This is a genomic window from Fibrobacter sp. UWH6 (genome assembly GCF_900142465.1).
Classification (GTDB): domain Bacteria; phylum Fibrobacterota; class Fibrobacteria; order Fibrobacterales; family Fibrobacteraceae; genus Fibrobacter.
Genome location: NZ_FRAX01000005.1, coordinates 1 through 24431, shown reverse-complemented (window position 1 = coordinate 24431; position 24431 = coordinate 1). Strand labels below are relative to the sequence as shown.

The window sequence follows — 24431 nt, the reverse complement described above, 5'->3', positions numbered from 1 at the left end:
TATGGGTATGAAGTTCTTTTCTGGTAAGTTTTGGCAGGGCGCCGTCGTGGCTTCTATGTTAGCGGCTCCTGCCGCTTTGGCTCAGGTTGTTATCTATATGTGTGGAGACTCCACCATGCAGGACTGGGCTAGTGGTTACTGCCCCAAGCAGGGCCAGGGGCAGGATTTCCATTATTGGTTTGATTCTGGCTTGGCTACCGTGGTTAATCGCGGTCAGGGCGGTATGGCGGCCGATGGCTATTACGAACTTTTCTGGAAGAGCGATTGTACTCAGGGCAACTGCATTGTGAGCAAGCTGAAGGCTGGCGACTATGCGGTAATTCAGTTCGGTATCAATGATGTGAGCAAGAGTGACGAAGCTAAGTTTACCGTAGCTATGGCCACCATGGCAAAGGAAGCTCGTGCAAAGGGGGCTTATCCCATTATCATGAGCCCTATTCGTCGACTCTATTACGATTCTCCGACGCAGATCCATAACAGCTACCGCGGTTATCCTGCTCGTGCCAAGGCCATTGCCGATAGCCTTGATATTCCATTTATCGACATGAGTGAACTGGTGGCAAACTACATGATTTCTGTGGGTGAATATTACGCCCAGCAGTTTATCTTCAACTACGCCACTTCTGCTGAATACAGCAATTTGAAGTCTGACCAGACTGATGCCGTTCATCTGCAGATGAATGGAGCCAATGCCTTTGGCCGTATTATTACCGAACAGATGCGTGCTCATTCCGACCCTGTGGTAAAGAAGTTGGGCAATTATATGACTCCTATGTACCAGGTGGACGTGAAGGTTTCTCCGGAAGGTGCTGCTGAAGCAACATCTATTGGTGCCTATTATCCCGAAGGTATGACTGTCATGTTGAAGACCATTCCCAAGAGCGGCAAGAAATTCCTGGGCTGGTATGATGGTAATGGAAATAAGGTTAGCGGTAATGCCATTTCTACCGTTAAATCTCAGTACATCTATACTTTCAAGATGGGCAATAAGTCTACCCAGTATACAGCCGTTTATGAAGGTGGTTCTGCCGTAAAGTATGAGGGTGACGGAAAGGCTTTGACTAGCTTCCCCACAACAACTCCTACGAGTCTTGATGATGTGACTTTTGAACCGTTCACTCCCATTGGCGGAAGCGATACTAATGGAGTGGCTGTAAATAAGGACATCAAGAAATATTTTGATGCCTTTAAGCCGGATACAGGTGTTGGTTTCTCTGAAGACAACTGGGCCCATACGGGTGAAGGCTTCTTTAACTTTGCCAACGAGAAGAATTCCTTTTGCACCTATAGAATGCGTTTCCCGGGGGCAGGCTATGTGACTCTTGCCGTGCGTTATGCTAATGGCGGAACTTCTGACCGTATGTTTAACGCTTATCTGGATCATGACTACTACCTGAATGCTCCTCCAACTGGTGGCTGGGACAAGTGGGATACCGCATATGTTGTTATGGATGCACCCCTTGGTGAAGCCGATTTGAAGTTTATCAGCTTGACATCTGATGGTGCTCCCAATATTGACGCCTTCGGTTTCAGCATTGATGATGTTTGTCGAGTTTCTGATACAGCATGTGTTGCAGAAGTCATTGCCAAGGAACAGGCTGAAAAGGATTCCATTGCCGCTGCAGATTCCCTGAAGAACGATTCCTCTATTGGATTTGTGAATGCCTCCCTGAATCTTCCGCAGATGGGCGAAGCCTCGGTTAGCGTTTTCGATATGCATGGTAAGCTTGTTGCCAAGAAGCAGATGGTTGTGGGCAACAAAATTTCTTCTGCTGAATTTGACGGAATGGTAAAAACTTCTGGCCTTTACCATGTGGTTATCCGCAAGGGTTCCCAGCTTATTCATCAGACTATGGCAAAGACAAAGTAGGGGTGGCAAAATGAATAAACTTTTGAAGTATTTTTCTGCTGCTGCTCTTTTTACAAGTGTTGCCGTTAGCGATACGACGAGTTTTACCATTCACGTGATTGGAGACTCCACGGTTTGCGATTACAAGGAAAATGCTTATCCGCAGACCGGTTGGGGCCAGGTTCTGGCTCCCTTCTTTGATCAGTCCCGTGTAAAGGTGATTAACTACGCCATTGGTGGTCGTAGTTCCAAATCCTTTATTAACGATGGTCGTCTAAATTCAGTTTTGGCTGCGACACAACCAGGTGATTACATCTTTGTTCAGATGGGAACCAATGATCGTGACTACTCCAAGGCGGATCGCTACGTTCCCATTGATTCCAGTGCTTATTGGTTCCAGAAATATGTTGACGGGGCTAAAAGCAAGGGTGCTCACATTGTTCTCATGAGCCCCCTGATGCTGAATACTTACCCTCGTAACGTATTCGATAATAATCTTACGGATGCTGCCCACAAGAATAAGGAATATCCTGTAAAGGATAAGATTAAGGAAGTCGCCCAGAAGAATGGTGTTCCCTTTGTTGACCTTACCACAAAGACTTATAATCTGTATACGCAGCTAAGCTCCGCCTACATTTCCCGTTACGTTTTCAAGATGTTCCTGCCAGGAGAATACCCCAATTATCCCAATGGCGTTACCAATGACGGTACCACCCATTTCCAGGAATCCGGTTCTGTAGTTCATGCGCAGCTTATCATGGATGGCCTTCGTGAAAACTTGAATAGTTCTTCTGTAAATGCTTCTGAAAAGGCCGCCTTGACTACTTTGGTGGGCGCAATTGCTCCGACCTACAAGTTGACCGTAAAGGCCAATGTTTCAGGCAGTGGCCTTATTACCCATAACCAGAATTTGCCTGGTGGCGCCGCCTTGAATCTTCATGTTTCTCCGGGAAGTTTCGGCAAGAAATTCCAGTACTGGGCTGATGATGATTGCAATAAGGTAACTGCTGATTCCAACTATTACAAGGTCAAAATGCCCTACCGCGATATCACCTTTACCGCGATGTTCGAAGGTGGTGCAAACTGCGTCACGACGGCTCACGGCGAAGAAAATATTCCTGTGCCGGGATCCAGTGCTAGCGAGGGGCCGAGCGTTTCTTCTAGTAGTGAAATAATCAAGTTTGAAATTCTTGAAGGCTCAAAAGAATGGCCTAGCGTAAGCGACTTGTCTTATCCCAACGTGGGGGAGGATGTTCAGGGTTGGACTGAAGCAAACCATGTAGGCTTTAGTGGAAAGGGCTTCTTCAACTTTGACAATGCTACGGGCCGTTACGCTACCTACAAGATGACTTCTTATCAGTCTGCCTCCAATGCAAGAATGTTTATTCGTTACTGCAATGGTAAAACCACTACAAGTAAGATGAGTGTTCAGGTGGATGCTAAAACGTACGAAGTGGAATTTCCGCCTAGTGCAAACTGGGATACCTGGGATACGGTCTACGTAGACGACGTGTGGCTGGATGCTTGCGATTTCGATCTGAAGTTTACGTCTTTAACTTCTGACGGCGGCCCCAATATTGATATGGTTGGCTTTGACATCAAGGACGTTTACCGTATTGGTGCAGAACCTGCTCCTGAAAGCTCCAGTAGTTCCGATCAGTCCAGCAGTTCTGTCTGTGCCGAAGGCGATGAAGATTGCAATGTATCCATTCGTCGAACTGTCCGCCAGAATGTTCAGATAAATGGCCGCACCGAACAGGTGAATCTGCTTGGTCGTACTGTCAGATCCAAGGCTTCTCACGGCGTATACCTTAACAAGAAAGCTAAGTAATTCTTAGTTGTGATTTGGAACAACCGTAGTGCTTGTTGCGCTACGGTTATTCTAAACTGTAGACATCTTTAATGTTTAAACTGTAGACTTCGGTCGTCATTTTTGTATATTGTAAATTATGGTGAATCTTTTTGAATACTTGAACTATCGCGATTTCCTGAAGGATGCCTACGAAGAACGGCATGCGGCTGAATGGCGTTTCAGCCACCGTTTTATCGCAGAAAAGGCCGGAATCGATGGCTCCATGTTCAATAAGATTCTTCAGGGCAAACGCAACTTGACTCCGCGTCTGGTTCAAGTTTTTGCAGACCTGTTCTGCAATGACGGTCGCGAAAAACAGTATTTCGCGGACATGGTCTCTTTCAATCAGGCCAAAAACCATTCCGAAAGTCGCCAGTACCTCGAAAAGTTGGTGGCCACCAAGGAATGCAAAGTTGAAAATGTGGCCCGCGACCAGTTTGAATATTTTGATCACTGGTATCATGCGGTTATTCGCGAATTGATTACCTTCTACCCTTATGTGGGGGATGATGCGGCCTTGGGCCTCATGGTCCGTCCGCCGATTTCCGCTAGTCAGGTGAAATCCTCTGTGGCCTTGCTGGAACGTCTTTCCATGATCCGCAAGAATCCGGAAACTGGTTTTTATGAACAGACCCAGGGCTTGATTTCTAGCGGAAGCGAATCCTATAGCACGGCGGTTAATTCTTACATCCAGCAGAATCTGGATGTGGCTACATCGGCTATTGACCGCTTTGAACGAGAGGAACGAAACCTCTCTACTTTGGCATTTGGTTGCGATGAAGATACCTATAAGGAATTGGTTGAAATGGTTCGCCGTTTTCGTCGCGAAGTTCTGGCCAAGGTGAATCAATGCCAGAAACCCAATCGAGTTTTCCAGTTGGGGATGCAGTTGTTCCCTTTAAGCGATCCTTATCCACCTCCCGTAAGGCGTGGACGTAAGCGTCGTATTATCGGTGAAGAAATCCGCAACGAAGTTAACGACGAAGTTGCAGGCGAACAGATGGAGGCTTCCAATGATTAAAAAGCCCTTCTGGTTGATTTTGGGTGGAGCTCTCGCTGCATTGACAACATCCTGTTCCAATGACAAGGATGAAGTTGCCGGTGGTACCGAAGCTGAATCTACAATTGCCTTGCAGATCCAATTGGCGGATGGTGCGCCTGCTGCCAAGTCCCGTATTCGCGTGTTGCCGGTAGGATATTTGTCTGACGGCTTGTCTCAGGAAGAATGGTCTGATACGGATGACCGCGGTTATGTAAAGCTAACTGTGGATCCTGGTGAATACTCTGTAGAAATCCGTGGAGAAAGTGATTCCTCTGCATTAGGTGCCGTATTTACCAAGTCCGTAGAGCTGCAGGAAGTGTCTGCTGTTGATTCCATTGCACTTGGCGCACTCACTACCATCGAGGGCTTTGTTGCACCTGGGCAAGGTCCTTCTGTCATTAGAATTCCTGGCTTGGAACGTTTTGTAGTTCCCGATAGCGCTGGACATTTTGTAATTGATTCCCTTCCTGCCGGAAATTTTGAAGTTCTTATCGAGAGCCGAAGCAACCGCGGTACAATCAAGTTGAGCGCATCTGCCGGTGAAACCGTGCCCGAAATAAACCTGGGCGCTCCCCGTGGTTTTGCTGTGGAAGATTTCGAAAGCTTTAGCGGAATTTCTGCCACGGGAGCTATTCTTGGTGATGGCTGGTGGTTTACCATGGATGCCGATGGCCAGAACTTGATGCCCCTCTGGGATGAATCCCTGACGCAGACATTCTCTGGTAATGATGGCTGTGCGTCGGGTGGTTGCGCCCGAATTTTTGGAGAAGGTAAATCCTCTCGTTCTTCGACGCACTTGGGTTTCTTGCTGGGCGGATATCGAACTGATTACGAATTGCCTGGCTTTGATTCCCTGATGTTCAGTGCCCGTGGCCATGGAACCTTGCATGTGGCTCTTTCGGCTTATGATAGCTCTGCCAAGAGCATAGAGTTTGACGTGGATCTGTCAAAGGTTTGGCAAGGATTCGCTCTTCCTGTGGGGTCGAAGAAAGTTGCTGTAAACCGAATTGACTTTAGTGTGAATGCTGGGGATACTGTCTTCCTGGATGATGTGTTCCTGGGCGGCGTTTCTGAAGAATCCCTGAAAAAGATTTCAATGGGCGTAGGCGAGGATCGCTCAACTTATCCTGCAGACTGGAAGGATCACGCGGCCTTATTGAGGGAAGTTGTCGGCTATGCATCGGGTGTTCGTGGCGGTGAAGGCTACATCGACAGCCTGGCTGCAGATTCTATCCAGGGTGAAATTTGCCTTGTTACGACAACAGAGGATTACATCATTGTAGAAGATACCACCAATGTGGACTCTACCGGAAAGGCGGCCACTACCGCCGTAATCGCTCCCGGTTCCTTGCGGGATTGCGCCTATCGTGATGGACCGACCTGGATTCTTTTCGAGAAAAGCGGAACTTATAATTTGACGGCATCTCTTCGAATTAAGTCCAACAAGACTTTTGATGGTCGCGGTCGAGATATCCGCATTTCTGGTATGGGAATTATGACGGAGGAATCGTCTAACCTGATTTTTGAAAATCTGACGTTCTCTGCTCCGTCGACAGTTGTTTCCGATACAGCAAATCGCAGGGCCATTTCTCTTCACAATAACACCCATCATGTGTGGATTGACCATTGCTCCTTTGAAGAATATCCCATTGTCGAAGTTGATGTGAAACGCGGTTCCCATGACGTAACTATTTCATGGTCTCGTTTTGAAAATGCAGAAACGGGTGTCCTTTTTGGCCTGACTCCGGATTTGATCGATGAATCAACTCAGACTTTGACGTTGCATCACAATTTCTTTGATAATATGAGCTGGTCTGGCGCTTTTGCAAGACGCGGTCGCCTGCATGCATTCAATAACTTCTTTAAGAACCTGGATCGCTATGCCGTAGAATGCACGGACTCCGCCAGTTGCTATATTGAAGGCAACGTGTTCAACATGGATGATCCTGTGCTCGTTTACAGTTTCTTTGATGACGAAGGCGCTCCGATCGATACTTCAGTTGGCTTCCCCAAGATGGTCGGTAACTGGTATACGGTTGGCGGTGATCCTCTGAAAGTCTCAGTTTCATCCCTGGAATACAAACCGGACTATGGTTATTTGGCAGAGCCTGCCGATGCAGACCTTGCCTGGACCCTCAAGGATAAAACTGGACCTCGTTAAATGAAACAAAAACTTCCTGCAATTCTGTTCCTGATATCAACCGGCTTTTCTGTGGTTGTCTACCTGAAGGTGGCTGAACTTTCCGGACATGAACTTCTTGGTGTGGTGGCGGCCATGGGCTTTTATATGGCCGTTTTTGCCGTGCTGTGTGTCCTGTTCAATACTAAGGAAAAATCTGGAGAAGAAAAGTCAACCTGGCAGGAACTGAAGGAACTGCAGGAAGCGACCCGCAAGGCCTCGGAAGAGGAATTCTCCAGAAAGTCCGCCGAAAAGAACAACGAAAACGTCAAGGACGAAAATTCCTGAATTCAATGGTTGGCATGGTTCTTGCATTAACAGGAACATGTTGTTTTTGACTATTGGAATTTTCCATTATCTGTCTGTCTTTCAAGGTTAGACGTTTTTCTATTACATTCCCTGTATAGTACGTCTTTTTTTAGAGGTCTCGTATGTCCAAACTTTCCGAATCCTTGTCTCTGGTAAAAAAAGTCCTGTCTGAAGTTCGCATGTATAATCAGGCATCGGCTGTATTGAATTTTGATATGCAGACTATTTGCCCCAAGGAGGGGATGAATGCTCAAGGCGAGGTGGATGCCTTCTTGAGTAATAAGGCCTTTGTCCTTCAGAAGGATGCCGCCTATATCGAGGCTTGTCTGTACATCTATGATCATCGGGATGAACTGACTGACGAATTTGACCGCTGCCTGGCCGAAAGTCTTCATCGTGATTATGCCCGCGAAAAAAACGTGACTCCCGAAATGCAGCACGAACGTTCCCTGACGTACAACAAGGCTTATGTTAATTGGCTTGAGGCGAAAAAGTCGAAGGATTTTGGCATTTTTGCTCCAAGTCTTGCCGAGGTGCAGAAGATTCAGGTTCGTGAAGCGAACCTCAATGAAGAACGTAAGGAAACGCCCTACGATACTCTGTTCGACGGTTATGAACAGGGCTTGTCTTCTCGAGACCTGGATGATTGTTTTAACGAATGCAAGGCTCGCCTGGTGCCGCTGCTTAAGCGCGTCATGAACAGCAAGAAAAAGATCCGCACGGATTTCTTGAGCCGCCCTGTAAAGGATGAGGCCCAGAAAACTTGTACTCAGTATCTGCTGGAAACCATGGGCTTCGATTTTAACCGCGGAGCCTTTGCCACTACGGAACATCCCTTTACTACGGAAATTGGCAAGAATGATATTCGCGTGACGACCCATTATTACCCGGATATGTTCTATTCCAACATCTTCAGTATTATTCATGAAGGTGGTCATGCGCTGTTTGAACAGAACCAGCCTAAGGAAAACTATAGCCACTTTATTGAATTCAATAAGACTATGGGAATGCATGAAAGTACCAGCAGATTTTATGAGAATCGCATTGGCCGCAGCCGTGAATTCATTTCGCTGATTTACCCCAAGTGCTGTGAACTTTTCCCCAATGTTTTTGAAGGCGTTTCTGAACAGGAATTCTATGAATCCATGAATACGGTAACGCCTAGCCTGATCCGTACTGAAGCGGATGAATTTACCTACACTTTCCACATCATTATCCGTTATGAAATCGAGAAGATGATTGTGAATGGTGGTGCCGACGTGGATGTTGCCGCCTTGCCGAAATTGTGGAACGACAAGTATGCCGAATATCTGGGAATCCGTCCGGCTCATGATGCGGAGGGTATTCTTCAGGATGTTCACTGGACCAGCGGATTTGGCTATTTCCCCACGTACGCCCTGGGCAATATGTATAATGCCATGTACTATAACACCATGAATAAGCAGTTCGATATAAAGTCTGCTGTCCTTGCCGGCGATTTCAAAAAAATCAACAGGTGGATGACCGAAAACGTGTGGGCACGCGCCGATAGGGAGTCGCCAAAGACCTGGATTAAGAACATTACGGGCCGTGATTTTACTCCCACGGATTTCCTGGACTATCTGGAAAGCAAATACAGCGAGATTTATGAACTGTAATTTTGGTACAATTTGTATCAAATGCGTTTTTGAAATGTGATGTGTATCAAAAAATACTCAAACAGCTAGTACAGTTGTTTGAGTTTGCTTTTTGATAACCCGTGCGAAATTTTCTTTGTACGTTTATCTTTTTGTTAGGATGATTGGGATTCACCCTAGTGTATGAGGATGTTATGAAGAAGATTATCGCATTGGGTCTTATGACCGCAGGTCTTGCCACTATGGCATTTGGCGCAAATCGCGTCGGTCCCGTTTCTCAGTATGGTCAGCTTCAGGCTGGCAAGAACGCCGCAGGCAAGGGCCGTATTTACGGTAGCTGCCCGGCTTACAGCACCAGCGGCAACGAAGTCGCTGTTCAGGGTATGAGCCTTTTCTGGTCCATGACGAAAACTGCCGGTATTAATTTCTGGAACGGAGACGTCATCAAGGGCCTGGTGGATAAGCACAAGATCCAGCTGATTCGTGCTCCCATGGGTGTTGATGGCTCCTGGGAAGATGATGTTGGCAACTACTACACCAATGCCATGCACGAAACCGCCATGAATGCCGTTGTCCAGGCTGCTATCGATAACGATATCTACGTGCTTATCGACTATCATTCCCATTGCGCCGAAAAGAATACCGCAGGTGCAACTCAGTTCTTTGGCAAGATGGCTCAGAAGTGGGGCAAGTACGACAACGTAATCTTCGAAATTTATAACGAACCCAAGCATGGTGATTGCAACGAAGAAAATCCTTGGTACGATGCTGCAGAAGCAAAGAATTACTGGAAATCTAACATCTATCCCTATGCAAATGCCGTCATTTCTGAGATTCGTAAATATTCCGACAACCTGGTTGTTGTTGGTACGCCATATTACGATCAGTACGTAGATGCTGCGGCCGTTCAGCCTATTAACGACAAGAATGTTGCCTATACATTTCATTATTACGCAGGTGAAGAAGTCCAGAATTCCGAATGGACTCACAAGGTGGATGTACTTGGCAAGAATCCTGAAAAGATGATGGCTGCCGGCTATTCCGTTTTCGTAACGGAATGGGGAAACTCCGCTCCCAGCGGTGATGGTGGCTTTACAAAATCCTATAGTGCCGAATGGTACAATTGGATGAAGACCAACCAGCTCTCCGGTGCCAACTGGTCTGTGTCCAACAAGGCTGAAACGGCTTCCTACTTCACTACCGGTGTTTCTGCAAGTACTCCTTCTAGCCAGTGGAGCTATACCGAAAGCGGTAGCTGGACAAACGAGAACGTATTTGCTGCATTGCCGGCAACTTATAAGGCTTGCGACGGTTCTTCTGCTCCGTCTTCTGATAGCCAGCAGCAGAACGCCTCTTCTTCTAGCCAGCAGCAGATTGCCAGCTCCAGCAGCCAGCAGCAGATCGCAAGTTCTAGTGCTCAGCAGCAGGCTCAGTCAAGCAGCGCTCAACAGCAGGTCGCAAACTCCAGCGCCCAGCAGCAGATTACTTCCAGTGCTAGCCAGACTGTTACCGGCGGCGCAAATGTTTCCGGTAGCCTGAATCAGACTGTGGCTCAGGGCGGTACCTTTAACACCATTACCATTACTGGCGTGAGCAGCTTCAATCGCGATACTTACTCAGCTTACTTCCTCCAGGTCAAACAGGAAGGGGATAAGGTGACTATCAGTACCCAGGGTGGTGCAATCGATCAGTATTTGAATACGGGTGATTACTCGGATACCTTTACCGTTAACGGTGAAAAGCTGACCTTGAACGTGAAGGTCGTTGCCGCCGGTACAGAAATCGCTTCCAGTGATTCCCAGGCTCCGGCAAGCTCTGCTACAGCGGCCCTGGCTGCTGTCCAGAAGTCCAATATCACCGTGGCTGTGGCTGGCCGCATGCTGAACATCGCTGGCGTAACCTCCGCCGATGTGGATTTGTTTGACCTGCAAGGTCGTCCCATGGTCCGCCTGAAGAATGTGGTTGGTTCTGCTGACTTGTCCGCAGTTCCCAGTGGCAACTACATTGTCAGAGTCCGTTCCGGTGCGGTGAACATGACCCGAAAGGTGAACCTCCGATAATACGATTTGCTAAAATGGCGCCCGAAAGGGCGCTTTTTTGCTTTTAGGTGGTGTATTGAAAATCCCTAGGAACGTCTAATTTTTCGTAACTTGTTGAAAGTCAATGGATTACGAAAGCGATAGGCGAAATGAAGCAAAAAACGGCAAAAATCTTTAAAAAACGGCCTTAAAATACTATTTTTACGTCCGTAAACTCAAAGGAGCTACTAATGCTTAAATCTACTCTGCAGCAGACCGATCCGGCAATCTTCGACATCATCAAGGAAGAAGCCGAACGTCAGGAATATGGCATCGAACTGATCGCCTCCGAAAACTACACCTCCAAGGCCGTCATGGAAGCTATGGGTTCCGTGCTGACCAACAAGTACAGCGAAGGCTACGTTGGCAAGCGCTACTACGGTGGTAACGAAGTGATCGACAAGATGGAAGCCCTGGCAATCGAACGTTGCAAGCAGCTCTTTGGTTGTGACCACGCAAACATCCAGCCCCTTTCCGGTTCTCCTGCAAACGCCGCTGTCTACATGGGCGTTCTCAAGCCGGGTGACAAGGTTCTCGGCCTCAAGCTGGACCACGGTGGACACCTTTCTCACGGCCATCCGGTGAACTTCTCCGGTATGCTCTACAACTTCGTCCAGTACGAAGTGGATAAGGAAACTGGCCGCATCGACATGGACAAGGTCCGTGAAATCGCCCTTAAGGAAAAGCCCCGCTTGATCCTCGCTGGCTTCTCCGCTTACAGCCGCAACCTGGACTGGAAGAAGTTCAAGGAAATCGCCGACGAAGTTGGCGCTCTCACCATGGCTGACATTTCTCACGTTGCTGGCCTCATCGCTGGTAAGGCTATCGAATCTCCGGTTCCCTACTTCGATATCGTCACCACCACCACCCATAAGACTCTCCGCGGTCCCCGTTCTGCAATCATCATGTGCAAGGACAAGATGATCAAGAAGATCGTCAAGGGTGAAGAAAAGGAAGTCTCCCTGCCCAAGGCAATCGACGCAGGTCTGTTCCCGGGTATGCAGGGTGGTCCCCATGACCACATCAACGCTGGTAAGGCTGTTGCCTTCCTCGAAGCTCTCCAGCCGGAATTCCAGACCTATGCCCAGAACATCATCAAGAACGCAAAGGCTATGGCCGACGAATTGATGAAGCTCGGTTACAAGATCATTTCCGACGGTACCGATAACCACCTCATGGTTGTGGACATGACTTCCAAGGGTATCGGTGGTAAGGATGCCGAAATCGCAATGGAAAAGGTTGGCATCTCCTGCAGCCGTTCCACCATCCCGTTCGACACTCGCAAGCCCATGGATCCGTCCGGCGTACGTCTTGGCACCGCTGCCATCACTACCCGTGGCTTCGACGAAAACGATTCCCGCCTGGTAGCTCAGATCATAGACCGTTGCATCCAGAACAAGGACAACGAAGAAGGCCTGAAGGCTATCCGTCAGGAAATCATCGACCTCTGCAAGAAGCACCCGCTTTACGCATAAGCGCTTCGCGCTTTTGAAAAGACCTCAAGTCGTCTATGAGCGACTTGGGGTCTTTTTTCTATATTCTGAACATGGACGCAATCAAGCTTGAAAACGTTTCCTTTCGCTATCCGAGGGCGGCTGTAGAGGCTCTTTCCCAGGTGAATCTTCAAATTCCCCAGGGGAGTTTCTTTGCGTTGCTGGGCCCCAATGGGGCGGGGAAGACGACCTTGTTGCGATTGCTTTGCGGTCGTTTCGCGTCTTATGAGGGAACCTTGAATATTGCGGAAGGATTCCGCGGGCCTAACGGCTTTCTTGACCCCAAGTCCTATGGAATTCTCCTTGAAAATCCTGGCGTCTACCCGAAGCTTTCCGTTGAAGAATATGTGAAGTATTTTGCGGGCATGTACGGCTGTGGCGAATGCGGTACCCGTTTGCAATCCCTTGCCAGGGACTTGGAGTTGCCTGCCTTGTCGACGAAACTTTCCGCTCTTTCCTTGGGGAACCGTCAGAAGGTTCAAATCCTGCGAGCCCTGATTCATAATCCAAAGTTATTGATTCTTGATGAACCTGTAGCTAATCTGGACCCAATGTCCCGCGAAACGGTTTGGCGCCTTATTGCGGATTGGCGTAAACGGGATGGTGGCACCGCCATTGTGTGTTCCCATATCCTTGCCGAAATGGATCAGGAAGCTACAGATTATGCCATTGTGAACCATGGCAAGATTCTGAAGGCGGGGGCAGTTCCTTCTAATGCGCACTCTCCTTTGCAAAAGGGCAAAAATTTTGACTTGTCCTTTGAACAGGATGTTTCCCAGGAGCTGATTCAGCGTGCTTTAGAAAGCGCTGGCCTTCCTTCGGTTTCTATAAGGTATGCGGGATCCTCTCTTGCGGATATCTATAAAGAGAACGTCTAATCCCGATATAAGTTTTGACTTTAGAACGTGTGGGATAGGTCGAAGGCGAATCTGCTCCAGGCGAATCCTTCTGCACTCCAATCGGTCAAATTTTTCTTGAAGGCGTAATCAAGTCGGAAAGTCAGGAATTGCCAACTATAGCGAATTCCGAGGCCAAGGCTTTCATTTCGGGCTGATGTGTAGATGTCGTCTTCATCGTCGGTTACTTTAGCCCAGTCGTAGAATTGTACGAGTTGCCAGTGTCTCCATCCTTTCCAGGGGAACATCCAGCGGATTTCTTCGTTGAATCTGAAGTAGGTGGGGGTAAGGCCCGTGTTGATGATTGTGTCTGCCTTGATGGAAGATTCTTGCCCTGTGTAGATGATAGAATCTCGGCTGGCAAAAATATGTCTGAATTTATAACCGCGAACGGATCGGGAACCGCCCTGGTAGAAAATGCGTGCGTCTTCTTCCAGGGCCTTTGCGAAGAAGCGGCCCGTACTTCCACTAATTGCTCCGAAAAATGTCCAGAATAGGGGGAGGTAGGCGTTTGCTGTTATTTCGCCGTAGGTGTAGGGATCGCCTCTCATGTTGAATGATTTCAGATCGCCGTCCCAGTTCGTTCCTGCGCCGAATGTGGGGGCAAGGCGGATTCCCTTGGTGGGGTTGAAATAGTCGTTGGTAAAGTCAAATGTAAGGGCAATTTCACCCTTTAGCTTAAGCAACTTATCTTTATTTTGCGTTTCTAGCAAAGAGTCCTGTGAACTTGAGAGGCTTGCTGTATCGCTGATGTCTGCGGTGCCTGAATTCTCCTTGCTTACGACAAGTACGGTATCCTTGGCTTTGGAAACGTATCGGGTATCGATCGTACCGCGGAATCTAATATGGTTGGTAATGCCGAAGGTAATGTCTCCTCGGTTGATGATTTCGTAGCGTTCTTCGTATCGGTCATCGTAGGCGGGCTGCGTGATTTTTTCGTGGTTTAATGTCAGTCGGTTGTCGAAACGGATTGCTGTGGGAATAAAGCTTACGGATGTTCCGAAAAGTAGCGGGTTTGCGTAACCGATGGAGGCTTCCTGCTTGTGTTGTGCAATTTGAACACTTGATGAAAATTCGTGGAAGTGACCGAAGAAGTTTTTGTGACGAGCGTAGGCCAAGGCTCCGAATCCGTAGATTTCTTCATAGAAGAATCCGTAACGAGTTTCGCCGGGTACACGCTCCGTTACGTTTAGATATACGTCAGACAGACCGTCTTCGCGGAGGGTGTCGCTCATTTTTACCTGAGTGAACAACTGGGTCGAGAACAGTTTCGACTTGAATGAATTGTACTGGTTTCCGTCAATCAGTTCGCCTTGTTCGATTTTCCATAGGCTTGAAAGCCAGGCGGTATCCGTAAGTCCTGCTTCCGTTGGCCCCTGCAGTTTTTTGTCGGCGGAACGGAAGCTGGTGCTGATCATGTTTCCCATCAGGACTTTGGCACCTGGGGTAATTGTAATCTCGACAAATATCTTCTTGTGTAGGGAATCCAACATTTCAATGGAAGAAAGATAGGCGTGAAGATAGCCTTCCTTGCGGTATACGCGCTGGATTTCCTGCAGGTCTTCTGAGATGTCTTCCTGGTTGTAATAGTTTTCCTTTGAAATGTTCAATTTGCTTTCGTCAATTTCCAATTTTGCTTCTTCGGGAACGATGATTTTTGCACCGCTAAATTTGTAACGTTCGCCGTCTCGGATGTGGATGATATAACCTCTCTGGACAATACCTTCCGAGGTTGTGTCCTTGCGGATGTTGAGTGCCATGTCAAGGCTGTAGTAACCTCTAGAGTAATAGAGAGCCTTGATGTTCTCTATAGAAAGTCTCATGAGGAAGTCTTGCTTTGTGGTGTCCATCTGGCCGAACTCTTCGGGAACGTCGAGCTGTTCTTCTAACTGGTAATTAGAGAACGCCTTGTTTCCGGAGATTTGTACAAACCAGGGATGCTTTACATCGTCTGCTGCCCATGAAAACGCAATCATTGCCAAGAGGAGGATTAGAAATTTATTCATTTGGATGTGTCCTCCCTGGAATCCTGATTTTGGGTATGCTGGCTACCTATGCTTTCACAACGGCCGATTCCTAGCAAGCAGGGGTTCCAATAACGGTAGACATAGTTGATGCCGATATTCTTTTCAAGTCGGTCATCGTCGCGTTCTGTACCGGAGTTGGTCAGGTATTGCTTTCTGGTTAATAGGGCGTTAAGTGATAATGCCGGTGCAATGTGGTTCTTGTGGGAGTATTCAGCTTCCTGGAATACAGGAAGTGTGTAGTTAGCTCCGAACTGAACGGATTGTTCGTAGGTGGGGTTTACGCTCTGGTCCTTGGTATAGCCGAATACCAGACTCAAATTTTTTACCCAGCGGTCTAATGAAACCGGAATCTTGAAGTAGCTGGAATCCTTGTCGCTGGTGGTGGTGTTTTCAAACAGCATCACCTTCATGTCAATGTCGCCAATGTAGTCGCCGCCAAGAGTCTTGTTTGCCGTTGTTGAAATAACCTTGCCGATTGCCTTGCCTGCGATTCGGTTCCAGTCTGCGGATTCGCCGCCTTTGTCTGCAATACAGCCTAGGAGAACGTTGTAGTAAATTACCGCAGGGGATGATTCGATACCGCAATTCGAAGATGGCATGGGCTGGGGATTGGTAATTGTTCCCTGAATGTCCAAATTGATAGGACAGGTTTCGTTAACGCTTTCTGAATTTTCGTTACAATAGGGAAGATCCTGGCTACTGGTTACGTCGATAACGCCCTTTTGCCAGGGCACATCGTTCCAAGAAATTTGGAAGGAGTTCAAGTTGAATTCGTAGACTTCGTGGATGCCGATAAATCCGTTGTTCGTATTTGCAATGTCACCTCTGAGCAAGGGCCTTGTGGTATTGCCCAAGACCCAGATGTCCAAAGTAACGGGGAAGGTAGCGAACGGTGTCACGATACCAACAGAATCCCTTTGGGAATCGCTAATATGAAGTGAAAGATTGATTGGGCTTGCCGTAGAGAGCTTTTCTTCTTGAACTTCTTTTTTCTTTAACTTGGCGACGCCGTTGTTGAACATGGCGATGTATTTGTCAATGGCCGAAGGTGTAACTTCGATATCAAGATCGCGATAATAAACGAGTTTGTCTATAAGGATGTTTCCTGCGATGGTGTTGTTTTGAATCTGGCCCGCCTTGCTATGGGGGATAATGTAGGCAATGTCGCCTCTGGCTAATGCTTCAGCCTGTCCAATAACGTCATCGTTAAAATTGTAGGTGATCTTTGGAATGTCTGCGGTTATGGTGAGATTTTCGTCTCCATCTTCAAGGTGCCCGCTGATACCTTCCAGAACCAGCTTGTGCTGGTCCATCTCAATCGTGTAGCGGTCTGACCTAACGTCAATGGCATTAAGCTTTAGACTGTCAAGTTGGAATTTTAATGTAGCTTCGATAGTTTCGTTATTGCGATTGGTTGTCTTGGCGGAGGAAATGTCCAGTAGACCGTTTTCAATGCGTCCTCTTAAACTGATGGGGAAGGAAACGTTCATCTTGGGCGGGTTATATCGAGTGGAATCTGCGGTGATGTCTGCAGTAATTCCCTTGAATCCCTTGCGGATGTCTGCGGTAATGTCGACATGGAGGTCCGTGTTGGTGATTTCGCTGATAGTTCCGGGAATGTACCAGGAACCGTTTGCGTCAACGGTACCCTTGAACTTCAAGTCGTTGTCGATGAAGCCTTCCGACCATAAAGTGCCACCATTGTCACTTCCATGAGAGAAACTGAGGTGTCGCCTGTCGTCAAAAATATGATCGATGATTATCTGCGTGTTTCCTGTCCAACCACCACGGCCAATGTCCAGATAGGAATTTAGCTCGACCTTGTCTTTTTCTGCAAAGATGTTCAACTTCTTGATTCGGAGCAAATCTGGCGAGAGGTCGTTAAACTCGATATTGGAGAAGTCCAGGTTCCCCATAACGCCTGTATTCTGGTTGAACGACAATTGGCCCGAGAGCATACCGGAGGCGAAGGTGCTGTCGTTTAGTGGCTCTAGCAGGAGCGGAATACTGAAGTCATTTGAGGAAATACTTGCTTCGAGAACCTGGATGGGAAGGAAGGGAGTGGGCTTGAAATCCGGGTTCGAATCATTGGGCAATATGAATGAACCGTATGCGTTTACTTCATTCCTGTTGTAAATGCTATGGGCTCTGTCAATGAAAATCGTGTCCTTATTCTGTCTTGCGATTACGTCTGCAACCATGTTGTATTCGGCCACTTCGCCGTCAATGGTAACGTTGGCGAATCCAGTGGAGTCGTCGATATTCCAATGCCACATTCCGCTCACGCGGCCTCTAATTCGGTCTGATATGGACAAATCCGCAAAGGGTATTGTTGCAATGATGGCCTTGTCTGCGCTGACATCAATTGCGATAGAATCTCCGATGTCGATATAGGCGCTGGCCTTACCGCCATGTCGTTGAGTGATGTTCCATGAGGTGTGAGGACGTTCATGATTCCATTTTACGTCGCCATCGAAATCGAACGTTTCATTCGGGGTGTAGATGACACCCTTTGAAAAATCAATTCCCTTGGTGTCAAGATCCAGGGTGACTTGCATGGAATCGGCCGTCATGTGATAGGCGTAGGCAACGGTGTCGAACTTCGCCAGAATTCGGAGCTTGTGTCCGTCGCAGGTTCCGTAAAGTTGCGGTCTTCCGCCCAAGGTCAAGTTTCCGTGAGTCCAGTCCAGAGCCCAAGGTTCGTAAGGGGAGATGTCTCCGATGAATGTAATCATCAGGGAATCCCTCAAGTCGATTGTTCCATTGACGTAGGACCCCTGTCTTGTTTCCAGGGAGGCTCGGATGACCATGTCGTTTATGTCGGCGGAACGAATGTCTACGTCCATAGGCATCATCTGCGGTCCGTACAGGGCGCTCATGTTTTCGACCTTGCCTTCTACGTGTCCGTTAAGATTCGTGTCGAAATCTCCGGCAAGGTGGATGGAGCCGCCTTCGTCGTTTTGCAGAAGAATGTCTGCGTTAATCTTTTCCTGATTTCCCTGGACCTTGATTGTCACTCGTTCCGGTTCCAGTGGCCACAGGGCTCCGACTCGTGTGCGGATGGTGCTGTTGTAGAAGACAGTTTCCTTTCGGGTGTCTAAGGTTGCCTCGGCAACGACATCGATTTTACCGATTTCAGGAATCTCTTCGGGGAGCTTGAACGGCAACCATTCGGCGGGGTTCTTTACAGAAATGTTGGTCTTCGCCTTGATTCGGCTCATGTCCTTCTTGGGAACGTTTGCCTTGATCTGGACGGAATCCTTGCTTGTTTTTACGCTTGCCTCTAAAGTCAGCTTTGCCCCTGCGAAGTCCCCTTTCATCTTGACTGAGGCGGGGTTGCTTACGAAGTCTCCGTTGACTTGCCTGATTCCTACGTTGAGCGCGTATTCCCCGTTGTTCTGTACGCTGAGCCCCTTGGCGTTCCAGGACTTTCCGTCGGACAGCTTGATGTTTGCGTCCTCGATGTTGACTGAAACGTTTGCCGGGAATCTAAGGTTGTCGGGGAATGCAGGGTTGGTGGTATCTTTTGTCGCGGAAAGGGTGTCGCTTTGTGGAATGGCGATGAATGCATCCACATGGTCCATTTTCAGGCTTAGCCCCCGGTTTTCTCCAAGAATGGTGATGTCCAGGTTAGGGTTTATGATTTTTACTTCGGTAGAGTCCGTCGAAATGAAAAGGGAATCGAAGGAATGCTCTAACAGGGACTGCGCGTTGTGGCCGTAGGGGGTAATCGTTACCCCGGAAAAAGTGTGTGGGGTGGAAAGGTAGCGTTCCACAAACGCATGAACAAACCAGACGCCAAGAGCGATGGCGCCTACTGCAGCAGTTGCAAAAAATGCTGTTCCAAAGAATGTCTGTTTGCGTTTTTTCAAACTGAGTCCAAGTATAGAAAATGCGATAATTCGTTGATGGTCAACAAGTTATGAAAACGGCTCGTAATTTGTACACAAGTGCTTTTTTGTGTAGTGTTTTATTGTCGCTTTCCGATATCGGGCGCACACCTGTAATTTGAGCGGAAATTTTGCTTTTTTACCTATTATTATTACTATATTCAGTGCGCTATTATTGGGCTTTGGAGCCCGCCGGAAACAAGAGGTTACATGAAACTCCGCTTTGCCTTTTTTACTGTGAGTCTCCTAAATCTGTTTGCCTTGACTGGCTGCAACAGTGTGGGGGATAAGGATACCATTCTTGCTCGCATTGATAAGGAAGTCGTCTATCGAGAAGACCTTGTTCTCTTGATGAAAAATTCCATTTCCTCCAAGGAACCTTTGAACAAGCGTCTCTACGAAAATGTTTATGCGAAGGAAGCCGTCGTTTCCAAGGCTTTGACACAGTTCCCCGAGTTGAACAAGGAATGGGAAGAATTTCTCGGTTTGATTGAGCCCAAGCTGCTTGCTTCCGTCTATCAGCGTTTCTACCTGAATGAACGCCTTACTTATTCCGAACCGGAACTTCGTCATTTCTATGACGAACATCGCAGCCTGTTTGAAGAGGCGCCCCTTCCTGATTTTAGTGTCATTCAGGGAATTGTTGCCTGCGAATACTATATGTCTCATTCCAAGGAAGCCTTGAATGCTTACTTGAAAGAACACTTGATGGGCTCTACGTCCAGAGAAGATTCCATAACTTGGAAGACCAAGTTCGTTGAACTCCACCGTTCTGAACTCAAGGAACAGATTGCAAGGAACCTCGCCTCAGACCTTCATGTGACGTTCCATGAATTGCCTAAGCCGGAACCGAAGGCTTTCTACGAAAAGCATATGGATATGTTCATGACTGCCCCCGGTTATGAACTGTATCATGTGCAGGGAACAGATTCCGTTGCCCTGGCAGCCCTGTTTAACGAAACCACTGACCTTGAAAATTTCAAGAAAATCGCTTCCACAAAGAGTGCAAATAAAGCTACCGCCAAGGAAGGCGGCTTTGTCGGCTACGTCAAGGACGGCTTTGCCATGCCGTACGGTATTGGCATGGTTTCTGGTTTGAGTGCCGCCTTGAATGGCAAGGATGCAGGCTTTGTATCGCCTGTAATCAAGGCCGATGTCGGTAATGCCTACCACGTATTCTATCTGTCTTCCCTGGTTCAGCCGAAACAAAAGACTTTTGATCGCGTTGAAGCCTCTATCAAGCAGGGGTTGGCTAGCGGAGAATTCTTTGATGTGGATTCTTCCTATGTTCTCCTGTCTGAAAATGGTGAAACTTTGCTGACTGAAGGGGAACTGAAGCGTATTTGCAAAAGGGATTTCATGGCCGAGGTCAATGCTCGCAACCATCAGCACTTGTTTAGCATGGTTGTAGAAAGACTGCTGTTCAGCAAGGCTGCCCTGAATTTGAAACTGGATAAAACCTGGGAATACCGCGCCTTGGTGCGTGCAGCCCGTCGAAATTTCATCTTCGATAACTACTTCTTTAAGAAACGTCAGAACGTAGAAGTTAGCGAAGATTCCCTGAAGGCTTTCTACGAACGTTATGGAAGCCCCGTGCATCAGGAATATTCCTTTGAACAGGGACGCAGTGAGGTTCGTGCCGCAGCAATGTTCCCGATGAATATCCTTAGACACGAATATTTCCTGAGTAAAAAATCTAGCTACTTTAAACTTGATTTCAAACAAACTCTTCCGGTCCTCTTCAGACAGAACTGGAGGATGCAGAGCGATATGAGTGAAGCCCGCTTTGCTGCTGAAAGTTACCAGTCTGCTGTGCTTCACTTCTACGATAGCAGTATCCAGGAATGGGAGCCTACGATCTTGGCTGATCGACTGGTGGCCAACGCTGATTCCTTGCGTAAGGAAGGCTTGAATGATGAAGCACTGGAAGCCTATCGCAATTTGATTTTTGCCTATGGCGAAAACGATTCTCTTGTGAAGTTGGCTATCTACGAAAGCGCTCAAATTTATAACGAGACTGGCCGCTTTGAAGAAGCTGAAGCGGAGTATCAGGCTTGCTACGAAATCTTCCCCGATAGCCCTGAAGCGGAAAAGTCCTTGTTCAGCCGCGGTTTTATCTTGAGCGAGAATCTCAATAAGAACGATGAGGCTCTCCAGGTCCTCAAGACTTTCCAACAGAAATATCCGAACAGCGAACTGAAGGAGTCGGTGGACTGGCTGGTGCAGAACATTGAATCAGACGGAAAACTTGCCGACGACCTGCTCAAGAAGATCAGCGCCGAAGAATAAAGAGTTATATTTAACGCACTCACAATAAAAGGTGGTATACCCTATGGAAATGACATTCGCTATGATCAAGCCCAACGCCGTGAAGAGCGGCCTGATTGGTCAAATTATTGCCCGTTACGAAGCTGCAGGCCTCTCCGTCTGCGCTATCAAGATGCATCAGATGACTTCTGCTGACGCTCGCGGTTTCTATGCCGAACACGTCGAGAAGCCTTTCTTCCCGGAACTGGAAGCCTACATGACTAAGGGTCCTTCCGTGATGCTCGCTCTGGGTGGCGAAAATGCCATTGCCAAGGTTCGCGCTATCAACGGTGCTACCAATCCGGCTAAGGCAGAACCCGGTACCCTCCGCTACGATTTTGCTCCTTCCATGACCGAAAATGTTGTCCATAGCTCCGACAGTCCTGCATCCGCAGAACGCGAACTGGACTTCTGGTTCAAGAAGGAAGACCGCTACGCCTACGAAGCTGCAAGCAAGAAGGCTTGCTGCATCCTCTAACGGCAGTTTAAGGTCTGTTAGAATTACAAACAAAAAAAGACCCCCTCAAGGAGACACAAAACAATGCAATGGATCATTAAGTACCTTACCTCTTCCATTGGTAAGAAACAGATCATGGGATGCTCTGGTGCGTTCCTCGCTCTGTTCATCCTCGTCCACATGTGCGGCAACCTCCAGTTGCTGAACTTTGATCAGTCTGCAGCACAGGCATCCTACAATGCCTATACTGAATTCCTGACCAGCTTCAACCCGCTCCACTTCCCGGTAAAGTTGATTTACCTCATGGAACTGGGCATGGTTGCTGCATTCGGTCTCCATATCGGTCTCGGCGTTTTGCTGAAGCTCGAAAACAAGAAGGCTCGTGGCGCTGTGGGTTACGAAGTCAACGCTCGCAAGGGTAACAAGTCCTTCGCTACCTTCACCATGATCTGGACCGGCCTTATCATTCTCGGCTTTGGCATCCAGCATCTCGCTAACCTCAAGTTCGGTGCTCACTACCTGTACCAGAACGCTGCCGGCGAAATCGTCCGCGACATGTGGCTCACCACCATCGACATGTTTGCTAACCCGGTTTGGACCGTGTTCTACCTGGTTGCCATGCTCGTTATCGGCATCCACCTGTTCCATGCCATTTCTTCTGCTTTCCAGACTCTCGGCCTTGCTCACCAGAAGTGGACTCCGGTTATCGAAGTTATCGGCATTGCATACAGCATCGTGATTGCAATCGGCTTTGCTGTTGAAGCTGCATTCTCCTGCTACATCGCTCATCAGCCGGAAACCGAAGCTCTCCGCGCCAAGTCTCATGAACTCCAGCAGCAGCTGGAACAGAAGAAGGCCGCTTCCGAAGCTAAGACTTCTTTCGTCGTTCCCTCTGTCGGCATCATTTCCACCAACGTTTAATGGAGACCATAACTAATGATTCTCGATTCTAAAATTCCTGGTGGTTCCATTGAAGAAAAGTGGACCAAGCATAAGTTTGAACTGAAGCTCGTGAACCCCGCTAACAAGCGTAAGTTCACCGTTCTCGTGGTGGGTACCGGTCTTGCTGGTGCTTCCGCTGCAGCTTCTCTCGCAGAACTGGGCTACAATGTGAAGTCCTTCTGCATTCAGGACTCTCCCCGTCGTGCTCACTCCATTGCTGCCCAGGGTGGTATCAATGCTGCTAAGAGCTATAAGAACGATGGTGACTCTGTCTATCGTCTTTTCTACGATACCGTTAAGGGCGGTGACTTCCGCGCTCGTGAAGCCAACGTTCATCGTCTCGCCGAAAACTCCAACCTGATCATCGACCAGTGCGTCGCTCAGGGTGTTCCCTTCGGCCGTGAATACGGTGGCCTCCTGGACAACCGCTCCTTCGGTGGTACCCAGGTTTCTCGTACCTTCTACGCTCGCGGTCAGACCGGTCAGCAGCTCCTCCTCGGTGCATACCAGGCTCTCATGCGCCAGGTTGCAGCAGGCAAGGTAACTCTCCTTCCTCGTCGCGAAATGATGGACCTCGTGGTTGTCGATGGCAAGGCTCGCGGTATTATCGTTCGTAACCTGGTGACTGGCGAACTTGAAAGCCACGTTGGCGACGCAGTCTGCCTTTGCACCGGTGGTTACGGTAACGTTTACTACCTGTCCACCAACGCTCAGGGTTCTAACGTTACTGCAGCATTCCGCGCTTACAAGAAGGGTGCCGCATTTGCTAACCCCTGCTACACTCAGATTCACCCGACCTGCTTGCCCCGTCATGGAGACCTGCAGTCCAAGCTGACTCTGATGTCTGAATCTCTCCGTAACGATGGCCGTATTTGGGTTCCCCGTAAGGCTGGCGACAAGCGTTCTCCGGACCAGATTCCTGAAGAAGATCGTTACTACTACCTCGAAGAAAAGTACCCCAGCTTCGGTAACCTCGTTCCTCGTGACGTGGCTTCCCGTAACGCTAAGCAGGTTTGCGACGCCGGTCTCGGCGTAGGCAACACCGGCCTCGCAGTTTACCTGGACTTCGCAGACGCTATCAAGCGCATGGGCGTTGCAGGTGTTTCTGCTAAGTATGGTAACCTCTTCCAGATGTACGAAAAGATCGTTGACGAAGACCCGTACAAGGTTCCGATGCGCATCTTCCCGGCCATCCACTACACCATGGGTGGTCTGTGGGTTGACTACGATCTGATGTCCACCATCCCGGGTTGCTTCGTTCTCGGTGAAGCAAACTTCTCTGACCACGGTGCTAACCGTCTCGGTGCTTCTGCTTTGATGCAGGGTCTTTCCGATGGTTACTTCGTGATTCCGTTCACCATCGGTGGCTACTTCGCAGGCACCAAGCTGGAAAAGGTTTCCGAATCTGATCCTGCTTTCGAAGACTGCAAGAAGCAGACCGCAGAAAAGATTTCCAAGCTCCTTTCCATCAAGGGTCACCGCACTGTTAACGAT

At 48.4% G+C, this 24431-nt stretch carries 15 protein-coding genes; 13 read left to right on the top strand and 2 right to left on the bottom strand.

The window, feature by feature from the left end; translation table 11 throughout:
• The first annotated feature begins 7 nt into the window (after positions 1-7).
• The 9 genes from BUB73_RS06030 to BUB73_RS05990 all read left to right on the top strand — a co-directional run bounded on the left by BUB73_RS06030 (position 8) and on the right by BUB73_RS05990 (position 13296).
• A complete protein-coding gene (locus BUB73_RS06030; protein WP_254795010.1) occupies positions 8-1870 on the top strand; it encodes a GDSL-type esterase/lipase family protein in 1863 nt (620 codons plus the stop codon).
• A gap of 10 nt (positions 1871-1880) precedes the next feature.
• Positions 1881-3680: a GDSL-type esterase/lipase family protein gene (locus BUB73_RS06025; RefSeq protein WP_073158405.1), complete on the top strand. Its 1800-nt coding sequence runs from the start codon at positions 1881-1883 to the stop codon at positions 3678-3680.
• A 118-nt stretch (positions 3681-3798) separates the two neighbouring features.
• Positions 3799-4722, top strand: a complete 924-nt coding sequence (locus BUB73_RS06020) for a TIGR02147 family protein (protein WP_073158408.1) — start codon at positions 3799-3801, stop codon at positions 4720-4722.
• Complete coding sequence (locus BUB73_RS06015; protein WP_073284398.1) at positions 4715-6904, top strand: pectate lyase family protein; 2190 nt, start codon at positions 4715-4717, stop codon at positions 6902-6904. The genes BUB73_RS06020 and BUB73_RS06015 overlap by 8 nt, the downstream gene beginning before the upstream one ends.
• On the top strand, positions 6905-7210 hold the full coding sequence (locus tag BUB73_RS06010) for a hypothetical protein (RefSeq protein ID WP_073158413.1): 306 nt from the start codon (positions 6905-6907) through the stop codon (positions 7208-7210).
• A gap of 143 nt (positions 7211-7353) precedes the next feature.
• Positions 7354-8868 carry a carboxypeptidase M32 gene (locus BUB73_RS06005; RefSeq protein ID WP_073284395.1) on the top strand — a complete coding sequence of 505 codons (1515 nt, stop codon included), beginning with the start codon at positions 7354-7356 and terminating at the stop codon, positions 8866-8868.
• Positions 8869-9041: 173 nt separating this feature from the next.
• Positions 9042-10907 carry a cellulase family glycosylhydrolase gene (locus BUB73_RS06000; protein ID WP_073284392.1) on the top strand — a complete coding sequence of 622 codons (1866 nt, stop codon included), beginning with the start codon at positions 9042-9044 and terminating at the stop codon, positions 10905-10907.
• Positions 10908-11116: 209 nt separating this feature from the next.
• Positions 11117-12400, top strand: a complete 1284-nt coding sequence (gene glyA, locus BUB73_RS05995; RefSeq protein WP_073284389.1) for a serine hydroxymethyltransferase — start codon at positions 11117-11119, stop codon at positions 12398-12400.
• A gap of 35 nt (positions 12401-12435) precedes the next feature.
• Positions 12436-13296, top strand: coding sequence for an ABC transporter ATP-binding protein (locus tag BUB73_RS05990; protein WP_254795009.1), 861 nt, complete (start codon positions 12436-12438; stop codon positions 13294-13296).
• Between the two features lie 20 nt (positions 13297-13316).
• On the opposite strand, the gene BUB73_RS05985 is transcribed toward BUB73_RS05990, so the two are convergent.
• Together BUB73_RS05985 and BUB73_RS05980 are read right to left on the bottom strand one after the other, a co-directional pair.
• Positions 13317-15320 (bottom strand): BamA/TamA family outer membrane protein, encoded by a 2004-nt coding sequence (locus BUB73_RS05985; protein ID WP_073237626.1) that lies wholly within the window; start codon positions 15318-15320, stop codon positions 13317-13319.
• Positions 15317-19213, bottom strand: coding sequence for a translocation/assembly module TamB domain-containing protein (locus tag BUB73_RS05980; RefSeq protein ID WP_073284386.1), 3897 nt, complete (start codon positions 19211-19213; stop codon positions 15317-15319). The genes BUB73_RS05985 and BUB73_RS05980 overlap by 4 nt, the downstream gene beginning before the upstream one ends.
• Positions 19214-19441: 228 nt before the next feature.
• Between BUB73_RS05980 and BUB73_RS05975 the strand changes: the two genes are divergently transcribed.
• The 4 genes from BUB73_RS05975 to BUB73_RS05960 all read left to right on the top strand — a co-directional run.
• Positions 19442-21520, top strand: a complete 2079-nt coding sequence (locus BUB73_RS05975) for a peptidyl-prolyl cis-trans isomerase (protein WP_073284384.1) — start codon at positions 19442-19444, stop codon at positions 21518-21520.
• Positions 21521-21563: 43 nt separating this feature from the next.
• Positions 21564-22016: a nucleoside-diphosphate kinase gene (gene ndk / locus BUB73_RS05970; protein WP_073158432.1), complete on the top strand. Its 453-nt coding sequence runs from the start codon at positions 21564-21566 to the stop codon at positions 22014-22016.
• Between the two features lie 63 nt (positions 22017-22079).
• Positions 22080-22916: a succinate dehydrogenase cytochrome b subunit gene (locus tag BUB73_RS05965; protein WP_073158434.1), complete on the top strand. Its 837-nt coding sequence runs from the start codon at positions 22080-22082 to the stop codon at positions 22914-22916.
• A 15-nt stretch (positions 22917-22931) separates the two neighbouring features.
• The coding region (locus tag BUB73_RS05960; RefSeq protein WP_073284381.1) for a fumarate reductase/succinate dehydrogenase flavoprotein subunit at positions 22932-24431 on the top strand (1500 nt) is incomplete at its 3' end.